This is a genomic window from Thermosynechococcus sp. GLH187, assembly GCF_031583395.1.
Lineage (GTDB): Bacteria > Cyanobacteriota > Cyanobacteriia > Thermosynechococcales > Thermosynechococcaceae > Thermosynechococcus.
Window position 1 is genome coordinate 2,066,557 of sequence record NZ_CP134175.1, and the last position, 13,628, is coordinate 2,080,184.

General features: G+C 54.3%; 14 protein-coding genes. 5 read left to right on the forward strand and 9 right to left on the reverse strand.

All coding sequences use genetic code 11. From position 1 onward, the window contains the following. Positions 1 to 37: 37 nt before the first annotated feature. Positions 38 to 862, forward strand: a complete 825-nt coding sequence (locus RHI63_RS10175; RefSeq protein ID WP_399378998.1) for a DNA-methyltransferase — start codon at positions 38 to 40, stop codon at positions 860 to 862. Next, positions 859 to 1,341: a hypothetical protein gene (locus RHI63_RS10180; RefSeq protein WP_310743000.1), complete on the forward strand. Its 483-nt coding sequence runs from the start codon at positions 859 to 861 to the stop codon at positions 1,339 to 1,341. The genes RHI63_RS10175 and RHI63_RS10180 overlap by 4 nt, the downstream gene beginning before the upstream one ends. On the opposite strand, the gene RHI63_RS13185 is transcribed toward RHI63_RS10180, so the two are convergent. The 4 genes from RHI63_RS13185 to RHI63_RS10195 all read right to left on the reverse strand — a co-directional run bounded on the left by RHI63_RS13185 (position 1,233) and on the right by RHI63_RS10195 (position 6,095). Then, on the reverse strand, positions 1,233 to 1,619 hold the full coding sequence (locus RHI63_RS13185) for an IS630 transposase-related protein (protein ID WP_206200062.1): 387 nt from the start codon (positions 1,617 to 1,619) through the stop codon (positions 1,233 to 1,235). The genes RHI63_RS10180 and RHI63_RS13185 overlap by 109 nt on opposite strands. Before the next feature lie 142 nt (positions 1,620 to 1,761). Continuing rightward, the gene (locus RHI63_RS10185) at positions 1,762 to 3,972 is read right to left on the reverse strand and encodes a glycosyltransferase (RefSeq protein WP_206200063.1); all 2,211 of its coding nucleotides are present in this window, start codon (positions 3,970 to 3,972) and stop codon (positions 1,762 to 1,764) included. A 31-nt stretch (positions 3,973 to 4,003) separates the two neighbouring features. Beyond that, positions 4,004 to 5,083 (reverse strand): PIN/TRAM domain-containing protein, encoded by a 1,080-nt coding sequence (locus RHI63_RS10190; RefSeq protein ID WP_206200064.1) that lies wholly within the window; start codon positions 5,081 to 5,083, stop codon positions 4,004 to 4,006. Positions 5,084 to 5,132: 49 nt separating this feature from the next. Continuing rightward, complete coding sequence (locus tag RHI63_RS10195) at positions 5,133 to 6,095, reverse strand: HMA2 domain-containing protein (protein WP_206200065.1); 963 nt, start codon at positions 6,093 to 6,095, stop codon at positions 5,133 to 5,135. A gap of 105 nt (positions 6,096 to 6,200) precedes the next feature. On the opposite strand from RHI63_RS10195, the gene RHI63_RS10200 reads away from it, so the two are divergent. The 3 genes from RHI63_RS10200 to RHI63_RS10210 are packed head-to-tail and all read left to right on the forward strand — an operon-like array spanning position 6,201 to position 8,776. Continuing rightward, positions 6,201 to 7,223: an ATP-binding cassette domain-containing protein gene (locus tag RHI63_RS10200; protein WP_310743001.1), complete on the forward strand. Its 1,023-nt coding sequence runs from the start codon at positions 6,201 to 6,203 to the stop codon at positions 7,221 to 7,223. Next, on the forward strand, positions 7,223 to 7,633 hold the full coding sequence (locus RHI63_RS10205; protein WP_302677676.1) for a hypothetical protein: 411 nt from the start codon (positions 7,223 to 7,225) through the stop codon (positions 7,631 to 7,633). Before RHI63_RS10200 ends, RHI63_RS10205 begins: the two co-directional genes overlap by 1 nt. Positions 7,634 to 7,636: 3 nt before the next feature. Next, positions 7,637 to 8,776, forward strand: coding sequence for an LptF/LptG family permease (locus RHI63_RS10210; RefSeq protein ID WP_206200068.1), 1,140 nt, complete (start codon positions 7,637 to 7,639; stop codon positions 8,774 to 8,776). On the opposite strand, the gene RHI63_RS10215 is transcribed toward RHI63_RS10210, so the two are convergent. The 5 genes from RHI63_RS10215 to ndhO all read right to left on the reverse strand — a co-directional run bounded on the left by RHI63_RS10215 (position 8,773) and on the right by ndhO (position 13,617). Further along, the gene (locus RHI63_RS10215) at positions 8,773 to 9,954 is read right to left on the reverse strand and encodes a M20 family metallopeptidase (RefSeq protein WP_206200069.1); all 1,182 of its coding nucleotides are present in this window, start codon (positions 9,952 to 9,954) and stop codon (positions 8,773 to 8,775) included. The two genes, RHI63_RS10210 and RHI63_RS10215, sit on opposite strands and share 4 nt — an antisense overlap. Before the next feature lie 38 nt (positions 9,955 to 9,992). Then, a complete protein-coding gene (locus RHI63_RS10220) occupies positions 9,993 to 10,475 on the reverse strand; it encodes a CYTH domain-containing protein (protein WP_310743002.1) in 483 nt (160 codons plus the stop codon). 3 nt (positions 10,476 to 10,478) lie between these two features. Then, positions 10,479 to 11,942 (reverse strand): carotenoid oxygenase family protein, encoded by a 1,464-nt coding sequence (locus RHI63_RS10225; RefSeq protein ID WP_302678214.1) that lies wholly within the window; start codon positions 11,940 to 11,942, stop codon positions 10,479 to 10,481. Then, positions 11,939 to 13,294, reverse strand: a complete 1,356-nt coding sequence (locus RHI63_RS10230; RefSeq protein ID WP_310821558.1) for a folate/biopterin family MFS transporter — start codon at positions 13,292 to 13,294, stop codon at positions 11,939 to 11,941. Before RHI63_RS10230 ends, RHI63_RS10225 begins: the two co-directional genes overlap by 4 nt. A gap of 110 nt (positions 13,295 to 13,404) precedes the next feature. Then, on the reverse strand, positions 13,405 to 13,617 hold the full coding sequence (gene ndhO, locus RHI63_RS10235; RefSeq protein ID WP_181494778.1) for a photosynthetic/respiratory NAD(P)H-quinone oxidoreductase subunit O: 213 nt from the start codon (positions 13,615 to 13,617) through the stop codon (positions 13,405 to 13,407). Between the last annotated feature and the right edge of the window lie 11 nt (positions 13,618 to 13,628).

Here is a 13,628-nt window from a genome sequence, read left to right on the forward strand (position 1 = left end):
TGTCTGTGAGGTGATTCGTCAGGTGCCGGATAAGGCCATGACGCTCATCTTTACGTCGCCGCCCTACAACCTCGGCAAGGCCTATGAAACGCCGGTGGCGATTGAGGACTATCTCCAAAGCCAAAGCCAAGTGATTGCCGAGCTATATCGAGTGCTGCGGCCAGAGGGAAGTTTGTGCTGGCAAGTGGGGAATTTTGTTCAAGGGGGAGAGGTGTATCCCTTGGATATTTTGTTTTATCCCCTGTTCAAGCGGTTGGGTTTGAAGCTGCGCAATCGCATCATCTGGAAATTTGGCCATGGTCTCCATTCCACAAAGCGCTTTTCTGGCCGCTATGAAACGATTCTCTGGTTCACGAAGTCCGATCACTACATCTTTAATTTGGATGCCGTGCGTATTCCAGCCAAATATCCGGGGAAACGCCATTTCAAAGGTCCCAATAAGGGCAAACCCTCGGGCAATCCCTTGGGCAAAAATCCATCCGATGTCTGGGAAATCGTTCTTCAGGATTGGCAAGAACTGGTGTGGGATATTCCCAATGTCAAGTCCAATCATCCTGAAAAAACATTGCATCCCTGCCAGTTTCCCATTGAGTTAGTGGAGCGGTGCGTTCTCGCCCTCAGCCATGAAGGGGATTGGGTCTTTGACCCCTATATGGGGGTGGGATCATCCCTCTTGGCTGCCCTAATGCACAATCGGCGGGCGATGGGCTGTGAAAAGGAACCCACTTATGTCAACATTGCTCGCCAGCGGATTCAGGCCTATGAAAATGGCACCCTGCCCTACCGTCCCCTCGGCAGACCGGTCTACGCCCCCACAGGGCATGAGAAAATAGCCCAAGTTCCTGAGGAGTGGCAACAGTGAATTGGCGATCGCTCGATGAACGGGTACGCATTCAATCCAAGTGGGTGACCTTGATTGCCGAGAAGTGGTTGACGGACACAGGTGAAACCCTAGAATACTGGCGGGTAGAAAAGGCGGACTCGGTGATTGTCCTGCCGCTGCAAGGGAAGGATTTAATCTGCCTGCCGCTAACCTTTCGGGTGGGGGTTCAGCGAGTTACGGTGGATTTTCCCGGTGGCAGAGTAGGGTCGGATCAGGATCCGATCGCGATCGTGCCGCAAATTTTGACACGGGAATTGGGAATTACCGCTAATGTCATTCAAGGAATCACCCCGATCAGTGAGCAGCCTTGGCTAGTCAATATACACCACCGTTTCCTCGCCGTGACTCTCTACCCATGTGTCGAGCTGCTGTTGATACGCTTGTCGCTCTGCCTCACACCGTTCTTGGTAACGTATCTGTTTTTTTTGCGGGTGATGCCCATCTGGTCGAGGGCATAACTAATGGTGGAAACTTGAACGCCAAATCGCTGGGCACGGTCGATTAAACGGTCATCGGGATGGGCAGCAACATCGGCTGCTAAGGCCGCCCAATCCAGCTTCCAAGGACGACGGGGGACAACTGTGGGGGCTAAGTCGTCTCGCTTCAGCCAGCGATGGATAGTGGCGCGGCTCACCTGAAAAATTTGAGTCGCTTCACTGATTTTGCCACCTTGCTTGATATAGGAGACAACCCGCTCTCGTAAGTCCAAGCTATAGCTCATATTCTTGAGTAACATTCATGACGCTTTGAGTATAGCCTATGCCTCTTGAAAATATCTCACTCCCTTTGGAAACAGCTATAGCTATACGTTGACATCTCCCCTATTGCCAAACTTTTATTTTCCCCTAGGGCAAATTTTTGAGCTATGAGCCTATCGGTCAATTATTGCTATAGAGGCTAAAGAGCGATCGAAAGTCGAAGAGACGAATCAACATTGGCCAAAAGGCATCTAGGCCATTGGGGGCTTTGGGTTTGTGCCACCATGTGAGGCCACCATAGAGCAGTTGTACGAGGTGCCGCTGTGCCTCATCACTGACCTCTAAAAACCGCAGGTAAATGCAGCACCGCTCCTCTTCAGTGCGGGTACGAACCACGGCTGCGGTGACGCTAAAGTCCTGTTCCAAAAAGGTCAGCGTGCCGACGGTATCTCTTTGGGCTTCGATAAAACGCCCTGCGGTCAGCAATAGGGCAGCACCAGTCTCCGACACATCGCGGGTATAGCCCCAGTAGGTTTGATCCCCCAGTTGGAAACGACATACAGTGCAAACGGGAAAGCGATCGCTCTGACGGCGGGTGGGCTGATCAATGGAGGACAGAACCGCAATCAAGGCAATAAAGGCGTTGTAGAGCGTCCAAGCCAGCATCACCTCTAAACCCGCCCGTTCATACTCCATTGGTGGCCAGATATGGAGCCAGTAACCCCCATAGCGGATAAAGATGCCCACTCCGACTGCAATCACAAATACTGCGAGCGGCCATGTATAGCGTAAATTCAACCGCTTCCGATTGGAGAGGGTGCCCTTATTAGTGACAATGCTGCCAATTTTACCGAAGGGATTGCGGAGGATTTTAATCAGTTGCACCATCCCCGGAAAGGCAAAGGTCACCTCATAGACTTCACCCCAGAGGGAAAAATACCGCCCTTCTGTCGCCCAGCTAAAGGTGGCAATTACTAACAGCGTGTAGGGCAGGGCATAGAAAAGGTACTCACCCAATGTCGCCACCGTTAAGGAGATGCCTGTCATTAGGCTCAAAAACGGACCAATGAGAAAGCAGGTGCGGGTAAAGGGATTGATGTTGTGCAACAGCAGCGAGAGGTGGCAACTGCGCTGAAACCAAGAAAGCTTTGACCAAATGGGGAGATCATTACCACAGAAATAGATTTGCATATTCCCCTGTAGCCAGCGCAGCCGTTGCTCCAGATGATCTTGGAAGTTGCGAGGAGACTCCCCCATGCTGAGGATTTCATTGAGGTAAACGAGGCGATAACCAGCGATCTGCATTTTGGTTCCCGTTTGGAAATCCTCGACCACACAGCGGGTGTAGTATCCGCCTACGGCTTCTAGGTCACGGCGGCGCACCACATAGGAGGTGCCACAGCAAATGATGGCGTTGCCAAAGTCCCGCCCCGGCTGAATAAAGCCAAAAAAGTACTCCATATCGCCGGGCATCATGAACTCAATGCCAAGGTTTTGGGAGTGGTAGTCAGGGTTAAAGAAGTGCTGGGGGGTCTGCACCATGGACACGTGATCATCTTGAAAGAAGCCCACGGTGCGGCTCAGGAAGTTCTGAAACGGAATAAAGTCGGCATCAAAAACAGCAATCAGTTCACCAGTGGTGTATTTCAGGGCATGGTTGAGGTTCCCTGCTTTGCGGTGCTCATTGGTGGGACGGGTGAGATAGTTGACCCCCAGATGCTCACAGAGATCCGCAATTTCCGATCGCCGACCATCATCGAGGACATAGATGCTTTTATTTCGGTAGTTGATCGCCTGACAGGCCACAATCGTCCGCCGCAAAATATAGGGAGGCTCATTATAGGTGGGAATGAAAATATCCACACTGGGGCAGTATTCACCACTGAGAACCGCCTGCTGATAGTAATTGGCCTGTCGCGATCGCCATGCGGTCGTCAGCCATGCCGTCTGATAGAAGTAAAGCAAATAGGTGAAAAAGTAGAGCACCTCAAGACCATAGAAGCCAATACTGGCAGTAAAGCTCAACCAGTGGGCATCATTGAGCGTCACCCAGCCCCGCCACACCAGATAGCGGCAGCCAAAGAGAATAACAATGAAGCGAATGATCAGGCGGCTAACATTATTGCTGGGAATAAAATTGAGGGCAACTGCCATCACTGCTGCAAGGACAATGGGCCACCACACGCTTAAATCATCGGTGGGCATCTGCAGGAGGTCAGGCAGAGGCCGCAACTGATCGGGATTCACTAAATCAACGGGAAAGAGCGTCGGTCGCCACACCGTCGCCAACAGCACACCAAAGAGGAATAGGATGCTGAAAACAAAAAGACCCCAGACCCACGGTGAAACCAGTTGCGGGGGGGAAGTGGGCTTGGGTGGCTCATGGGTCATAAGGAGACCCCCTAGGGGAAAAAGAGGAAATTTAGGCCATCGTCGGCATTTGCAGGCGAGCAAAAATCATGCGGCCTGCCGAGGTTTGCAGGGCACTGGTCACAACCACCGACAACTGATCGCCAATGTGATCCACCCCCTCTTCGACAACCACCATCGTGCCATCCTCAAGGTAGCCCACCCCTTGCGCTGGTTCTTTCCCTTCCTTGAGAATCTTCAACTCCAGCGTATCGCCGGGGAGGTAGATGGGGCGCAGGGCTTGCGCTAACTCGTTGACGTTAAAGACATCCACTTTTTGGAAGCGGGCAACTTTGTTGAGATTCAAATCATTGGTGACAAGGGTGCCATTGATCTCTTGGCACAGGCGCACCAGCTTGGCATCCACCGTTGTTAATTCTGGATAGTCTGCGGAGTGAATGACAATGCGATCGCCCAAACTGGCTTGGAGACGATTGAGAACATCGAGACCCCGCCGACCGCGAATCCGTTTTTGCTCATTCCCCGCATCGGCAATGAGTTGCAGCTCCTGAAGCACAAACTGGGGCACAATGATTTGCCCTTCGAGTACCCCGAGATTCAACAGTGCCTCAATGCGGCCATCAATAATGCAACTGGTGTCCAGTACCTTTGCTCGGGCAGGTTTGAGCATCCCCTCAGCCAAGAGACTGCTGGCAACGGCATTGGGGTTAATTAACCGCAGCAGGGCAGGCCCGTGACTATCGGCCAAGGTGGTTCCCGAATAGGCAAAGACAATACTGGTGAGAACAGCAATCAGGGGTTTAATAAAGGAAAAATCTTTGGGAATGGGCAACAGGAAAATCGGTGCCAGCATCAAGTTGGCCAAGAGCAACCCTACCACCAGACCCACGGCTCGCGACAAGAGCGTTTCTGGGGGCAATTGGCGGATACTGCGCTCAAGACGATGGTAAAGGGACTGCAACAATAAACCAAGGGCAATGCCAACGATGGTGCCAAAGCCAGCCATGACCCACTGCAATCCCCGCACATTGGCCACTTGAGCAAGAACTGTTTCTGGGAGGAGGTCAATGCTGTTGAAGCCAACGGCAATTCCCATCACGACGATAATGAGGAGTAAGATGGTATCGAGCATTAGTTCGCTCCTGTCGCGCTGGACATCTCCATAGGCCATTACTTTAGGATTATACTTTTTTCTCTTTTGCTGCGGTGTTGGGCTGCTGCATATCGAGATGGCGACTAATGCGGGTACCGGCTCGGATGCCCTCAGCTTCGGCTTGAGGCCCCAGAATGGCCCGTGCTACCATACCACCGAGGGTCGCCCATAGCGTTTCCTTAGTGAAGGTTTGACTGGTTTTCACCCACCACTCTAGAAAAAGATGCAGGGATGGGGGAGGAGGTTCCTCAGGGGATGGCGCCGCCAACTGTCGCCCGAGATCTTCCCCCAGTTGCGAACCAACCATATTGCCCACTACGCGCCCGACGGTTTCGCCCACAGGCCCCAAGACCACTTGCCCTGCCAAACCGCCAGCAATTTCACCGGCGGTACCCCCGATTTTGTCACCGCTGTGAATCTCCAAGGCTTTCGCGACCCGTTCCGGCGTTGCCTCAAGGGCAGTAAATTGCAGTTGGGTGATTTGCTCCGTGGCTTCCATCCCTAATCGCGCACCAATCACACCGCCAACAAAGGTGCCCACTTGCACCCCCATGACCGCACCCGCAGGCCCCATAAACAGGCCACCCGCCGTTCCCCCCACCATGCCACCAAGAATATCGCCCACGTAGCCGCCCATGAGAAATCCGCCCATGGAGGTGAGTTTGTTGCCCACCTCTTCAGGTTCGAGATCAAAGGCGCGGGTGAGGTTTTGCAAGCCCTTATTGCCTTGGCCAATGATCTGGACATCCCCCCAAAATTGAATGGCCGCCAACAGTTGTAGGGGCGTGATTTGCTCGAGGTGATACTCAATGGTAATTGAGGCGGCAAGGGGGTTAACGTGAACAGATTTGATCCCTTGGAGGGTTTTCAGATAGGCACTCAGGGAATCGCGAAAGGCAGCATCCGTTTTCAGTTCTTGAATCCGCAATCGCAGGCGATCGCCCGTGAGGTGCATGACTTCGGCAATCGGCGCAGTTTCGGCAGTGGCCATGGGAAACCCACCCAATAGGCTCTAGTTGCCGTTGTAGCACGCGCACCAAAGTAAGGAGGAAGATCTGTCAAAATGTTAAGGGAATCACACACAGAGTGAATGACCATGACAGCCACGGTAAAGGTCGAACATCTCAAGAAGTCCTACGGTTCCATTACAGCGGTGGCCGATGTCTCCTTTAGCGCCCATCAAGGGGAAATTTTTGGGGTGCTGGGGCCAAATGGCTCAGGGAAAACGACAACACTGCGCTGTCTGTGTACCCTCTCGCGACCGGATGCTGGGGTATTGGAAGTCTGTGGTCTTTCGGTTCTCCACCAACCTCATTTAGTGCGCCAAAAATTAGGCTATGTGGCTCAAGAGGTGGCGCTTGATAAAATCCTCACGGGTCAGGAATTTCTAGAATTACAGGCGGCGCTGTACCACATTCCCCCTGCCCTGATTCCAGAGCGCATTGAAGCAGTGCTGGCACGGTTGGATTTATTGGAATGGCGCGATCGCCAATGTGGTACCTACTCGGGTGGCATTCGCAAACGCTTTGATCTCGCAGCAGGACTACTGCATCAACCCCAAGTGCTTGTCTTGGATGAACCCACCGTAGGCCTCGACATTGAAAGTCGCCAAGTGATTTGGGATGTGCTGCGGGATCTCAAGGCTCAAGGACTGACGATTATCTTGACCAGCCACTACCTTGAGGAAGTGGATCTCCTTAGCGATCGCTTGGCGATTCTGGATAAAGGGCGCGTCATTGCCAGCGGTTCGCCTGAGGAACTCAAGGCCAATATTGGGGGCGATCGCGTCACGTTGCGGGTACGAGAATTTACACCGCGTCAAGAGGCACAAATGGCCCAGACCCTTCTCAGTCAATTGGACTGCGTGAAATCGGCGCTGATTAATGCCAACCAAGGCAACTCCTTGAATCTGGTGGTCACAGATGCGGCTGTGGCGATCGCAGCCATTAGAAGGGCGCTAGAGGAAGCAGGACTCCCCCTCTTTAGCGTGGCGCAGTCACGACCCAGTTTAGATGATGTCTATTTGGCCGCCACGGGTCAAACCCTCTTGGATGCCGACTTGGCAGCAGCGGCGCAGCGGGACAGCAAACAGTTGAAAAAAGAGGCCATGCAACGCTAATGGGGCAGCCAATTCTTTGGGTTCATGGAGACTGCCTCGACCCCACGGCGCCCATCTTTGACCGCTATCCCCACGCGCCGGCCATTTTTGTTTGGGATGTAGCGCTCCTCAAGGAGTGGCAAATTCGCCTGAAGCGGCTGGTCTTTCTCTATGAGTGCCTGCTGGATCTCCCCGTGGCAATGTACCGGGGTGAGGTCGCTCCCTTGGTGAATGCCTTTGTTGAGGTGCACGGGGGCGATCGCGTGGTAACAATGGCCAGTCCTAGCCCTCGCTTTCGCGCCATTTGTCAGCAATTGGCCTATCCAGTGGAGATCCTAGAGCCAGAACCCTTTGTCACGTTACCTGCCAATGCCGATTTGAAGCGATTCTTTCGTTATTGGAAGTTGGCAAAACCCCGCTTGGGACTATAAAAGATGCTGGCGATCGCCCGATCCCTTGAGAAGATGCCTTGGCAGCCGCGATTCTCCCTGTTGGATCGCTATATTCTGCGGGAGATGATTCGCCCCTTTGTCTTTGGTTTTGGCATTTTTACGGCGATCGCTGCCGTTATTGGTACAGTGTTCTACCTCATTCGCAATATGGTGGAGCACAACCTTGGCATCCTCAGTGCCCTTCAAGTCTTTTTTCTGCGTTTGCCCACCTTTGCGGTGCTGGGCATTCCCATGGCGATGCTCTTTGGTTCGCTCCTTGCCTATAGTCAACTCTCCCGTCGTAGTGAACTGATTGCTTGCAAAAGCTGTGGGGTGAGTCCGCTGCGTTTAGTGCGACCGGCGCTCCTAGCGGGGTTCTGTGCCTTGCTCTTTACCTTTGCCCTCAATGAACTGGTGGCTCCCCCCATGGCCTACCGCGCCATCAAGACCTTGGAAGTGGCGATTCAACGCCCCCAACCTACCTTTCAAACCCGCAATATCTTCTACCGTCGTTTTGCTGGGGGGCAGCTTCAGCAACTCTTTTTTGCCCATCGTTTTGATGGCGAGGTCATGGGTCAAGTGACGGTGTTGAACTTTGAGCAGGGGCAATTGCGAGAAATTATTACGGCGCAGGAAGCCCAGTGGCAGGGTTCGGCGTGGCTGTTTCGGCAGGGCACCTACCACCACCTGACCCGCGATCGCGACTATGACGTGGCCGAGACCTTCTCAGAACGAACATTTGCCTACCCCCGCACTCCCCTTGATTTGGCCATGGAAACGCGGGCACCAGAGTTTATGACCAGCCGCGAAATCTATCAGTACTTGCAAGTTTTGGCGGAAAGTGGCGATGCCAAACGTCTGCGGCAGTGGCGGGTGCAGTTGCAGGAAAAGCTCTCCCTTCCCGTTTTGTGCCTGAGTTTTGCCGTTGTCGGTGCCGTTTTGGGCATCAGTTCTCCTCGCCAAGGACAGGGGCGTGCCTTTGGTCTCAGTGTGGCGATTATTTTTGGCTATTACGTTGCTGCCTTTATTTTCACCGCCTTTGGCGAGGGGGGAGCAGTGTCGCCCATCGTGGCCAGTTGGTTACCGAAGGTTGTCGTCAGCGCGATCGCCCTCGGCATGCTCTACCACGCCAATCGGCACTAGTAGGGAATCTGCCAATAGCGACAGGCCGCATGGGCAAGGGTCATCACGCCCACAGGGATAGCTTGTTCATCGACATCAAACTCCGGGTGATGCAGGGGATAGTTGGGGCGATCGCGAAACCCCACCCCAAGGCGAAACATCGCACCGGGGGCATGCTCTAGGTACAGGGCAAAATCCTCTGCCCCAAGGGACGGTTCCGGCAAAATATGCACATGGGGGGCACCCACCACATCAGTCGCCGCCTCCGCCAGCAGTTGCGATAGGTAGGGCGTATTTTCCACCCCCGGTACGCCCCGCCGATAGTGGAGTTGGTAACGGGCACCGTAGGCATGGCAGACATTGGCCACAATTTGCTCAATCCAGGTCGGGAGGGTGGCACGGGTTTCTGGATGGAGCGATCGCACCGTTCCCTGAAGCGTCACCTGATCGGCAATGACATTGGCAGCCCGTCCCCCTTGAATTTTGCCAAAGGTGACCACCACGGGTCGCAGGGGATTCTGCGTGCGGCTAATGGCCTGTTGCAAAGCACTGATCACTTGAGCGGCAATCCAAATCGCATCTACCGCTTCATGGGGGCGGGCACCGTGGCCCGATTCTCCCAAAATCGTTAACTCAATGTCATCGGCAGCCGCCGTCAACGCCCCATAGCGTACCGCTACTTCCCCCGCTGGAATGGTGGGAAACACATGGAGCGACAAAATGGCACTCACCTCTTTCATAGCGCCATCGGCAATCATCCAACTCGCCCCTTGGGCAATTTCTTCCGCTGGTTGAAAAATAAACCGCACCCGGCCGGGGAACTCCTCCTTGAGGGCTGCTAACACCATTGCCGTGCCCAGACCCACCGTGGTGTGGACATCGTGACCACAGGCGTGCATCACCCCGCTATGTTTTGAGCTAAACTCGAGTCCAGTGCGCTCTTGAATCGGCAGGGCATCCATATCGGCGCGAATGGCCAAGAGCCGCTGTTTTTTAGGATTCCCCGCCAGTTCCGCAATCACCCCCACTTTGCCCACATCCTGCTGTACGGTTAAGCCGGCGGAGGAAAGTACCCCCGCCACGTAGGCAGCCGTTTGATGTTCTTGACCACTCAATTCGGGGTAGCGGTGCAGATGGCGACGAATTTCAATGAGACGGGGGGTGAGGGTTTGGGTAATCTGGCGAATCCGAGCAAGCATAGCGCAGCCGTGGCGATATTTTTGTATCCTATCGAATCTCAGGAATTGCCGGTTGCCCACTCCTGATAGGGGTGCTCCGCTAAGTAGGCATTGGTATAGCGGGGGTCGTCGGTCACCTCAAGGCCAATCCAAGGGGGTAGAGTCAGGGGATAGTGAGCACGGGGCAATTCAATTTCTGCCAAAATCAGGCCAGTACAGGCGCCAGTAAATTCATCCACTTCCCAACACAGATCACCCGCTGGAATACGATAGCGGTTTTTCTGGATGATGGGTTGTAGGCACAATTCCGCGAGGAGTTCCCTTGCATCAGCAATGGGGATAGCATACTCATACTCACGGCGTTGGCCACCGCTGGCTTTGCCCTTGATCGTGATCCATGCCTCCTCCCCCGCAAGACGCACCCGCACCGTGCGCTCAGGAACTGTGGACAGGTAGCCTTGGGCAAATTGGGACACACTTGTGACCAGCGATCGCCATTCTTCGCCTATGACAAGGAACTTGCGCTCAATTTCGATGCCCATTGCCTAGACCGCTGTGGTAAATGAACCGTGGAGACCATAGGGAATGTGGTGTTTCAAGCGCAATCGTGCCACTGGCCCGGCGCTAATGGCTGCCGCATCAAAGATGAGTAACTGCGATTTGTGGCAACTGGCATCATACACCACCTGCAAAAGCCAGCCATCTTCTTCCCCTTGGGCACCCTGCCAGAGAAAGTCACCCTTTTGCAGACCCCGCGGGACAAAAATGGGTTCACTGGCAAAGCCACGCGGCGCCGCCGACCAAAATTGTTCCTCGCCCGTCTGGCGATCGCACCGCCACAGAGCCTGGAGAGGCGCATTGGTTTTCGGATCATGCCCTGCCGCCAAATAGGTGTAGCGATAGGGTTGCCCCACCTTGGCCGGATGCACTACGGGAAATTCACAGGGGCGATCGCTCACCACTTGCCAATCCACCGCCTTGGTTTTGGGGTTCAATTGAATCCGCCACAGCAGGCTTGAGGGCAGCGCCGCAAAATTCACCTCCCGAAAATCCATGCCCGGTTCGAGATTGGGAAAGTGGCTGTAGGCAATGGACTCCACATGAATTTCATCCCCAGCTTCGTAGGCATTGGCATGGTGAAAGACAAAACAGGCGGGCATCGTCAACATCTGGGGAGTCCCACCCCGACGAGGCAGCAGCCAAACCCGTGTCGGTTCCTGCGCATGGAATTGAATGCACTGGGCAGCGCCCCGCAGTCCCAGCAGATAGGGCAGCGGATTTAACCGCACTGGATTTTGAAAGACAATGGCGTAGTTGGGGGTCAGGGCAAAGTCATGGATAAAAGCAAACCCCGGAATCTGAAATACGGGTTGCGAGACACACTGACCACTGGCATCAAATTCATAGAGTGTAATGCGGGTGCTGAGGCCGGGCTTGACACCAAAATTCACGAGCCGCTGCGTCTGAGGATCAAAGCGGGGATGCGCTGCAAAGGCATCCCTCTCCTTGAGGAGACCCCCTAGGTTGTCGAGGCCAATGGTTTCTAGGGTCACAGGGTCAAGGCAGTAGGGCAGACCGGCTTCCCAGAGCGCCAGTAATTTGCCCCCCCAATAGATCACATGGGTATTGGCAATGTTTTTGACCCGAATATCGAGGAAATTGGCCAGCCAGCCCCCCGGTTTTTGGGTGCCAAAGACACCGCGATAGAGAAGGCGATTGGCCTTTTCCTCCGCCAAAAATCCGGCGGTACGCACGTAGCGATTGCGAAAATGCACCCGTCCCTTCTCAAAGCGAAAAGCACAGATCATGCCGTCGCCATCAAAGGGATGGGCTAAGGGCACTCCCCCGCGCTCCAACCGTCCAGGGCCATTGCGGTAGAGCGTTCCCACCAAATCCGTGGGCACCGTACCTTCGACATCCTCAATCCAATAGTCATATTCTTGGGTGAGAGATTCGGTCCCCCCCCGCCAATCCGCCATCGTGTAGGGGCGATCTAAAACTCCAGTCATGAGACACTTGGCTCCAACTCAACAGTGACAGAGGATTGAGAGGCGGGCGCCGGCACCTGCTGCGGCAACCAGTTCAACAGGGGTAGGGGCAATAGCGTACTCAGGTTGGTAATGAGCACCAGCAACCAGAGGCGATCGAAGTTATGCTCGGTAATCCCCAGCCAGTGGGTCAGCAGTGCCCCCAACTCATGGGAGACCAGATTGGCAAGGTTGCTAATGGACATCAGCAGCGCAAAGAGGGTGGCCTCAATCCCCGGCGGACACAGCCGCGCCGCCAACACGAGTACCGGCATAAAGGCAATCTGCCCCATAACTGCCAAAATGAGGCTATCCCCCAAGCTAAACCACTGGTCACTAATGCCCCATTGGCGATTGAGGTGGGTGACCAAAATCAAGCTAGAGAGTCCCAAAAGGGCTGAGAGAATCGTGCTCCAGAAAAAAATGGTACGAATGGGCAGCGTTTTCAAGTAGCGCTGGAAAATCCACACCCCCAAGAGGGAGGCGATGCTAGTGACAAGGCGCACCCGCCCCAAAAACTCCGCCTCAAAGCCCAATTCATTCGTTGTGAAGAAAAAGAAGGCTGATTCCGAGCCGGGGGTGGCTTGCCAGAGGAAGAGAAACGCCACCGGCAACCAAATCCGTTTTTGCATCATTGCTTGGCGCACACGGTTGATGTGCTCCCAAGTCTGACGCAGTTGAGGCCGAGCCGTAACCCGTGCTTCGGCGATCACCCACGCAACCCCCGACATCAAGAGCGGAAATATTGCTGTAATTTGAAATACTGTACGCAGACTAAACCACTGCAACAGTTGGCCACTAAAGTAAGCGGTGAGGATGCCTCCCACGGCAGTCGCTGCCCAGCTTAGGGATTGCAGCGTTCCCATTTCAGTCGCCGATTCTTGGCGTGCCCGTTCCACCACCAGTGAATCGACAATCACATCACTGAGGGCGATCGCGATCGAGGCTGCGAGAATCGCTGCCGTTGCCTGCCAAGGGGTAGCCACCCACGTCCCCAAGCTCAACCACGCCCCACAGCCCAGCAAGCCCGACAGGACAAGATAGGAACGGCGACGAAATCCCAAAAGCGGCACACTATCAGAAATGAGGCCAAACACCGGCTTAATGACCCAAGGCAGCGCAGCCACACCCATTAATGCTGCCACTTCCGCTGGCGACAGCCCCAACTCATCCTTAAAGAAAAAGCTAATGGCCAGCCGTGCTAAGCCCAACACCCCTTGGACAAAATACACCAGCAAAATGGCTAAGAGTTCGCCACTGGGTTCTTGCCCAAAAAGGAGCGTCTCCTTGAGCCACTGAAACCAGCGTTGAGGTTGCGAAGGTTGAACTAACATTACCAAATGTTAAGCAACAGCATTGCCTCCATCATATCCAGACAAGCTGAAAATTGCTAACACGGGTACTCTTCATTGGCTCCTAGACTCGCAAGAGACCCTAATGGCGGTTATTTGGCAACCTCCAGTTGATCGAGGCGCAGCCAAACTGTAGGGGTGGGCACTGGAAATTTAATCTGCGCATAGTCACCGCGAATCTCCACCACCTCACCCCGTCCCTCAAAGAGATAGGGGGGATAGCGATGATCACTGGCCAAGGCCTCAACACTGTTGGCCAATTTTTCAGCAACGACCTTTACCAAATCTCCCTTTTTAATCGCCATAGCACACTCCA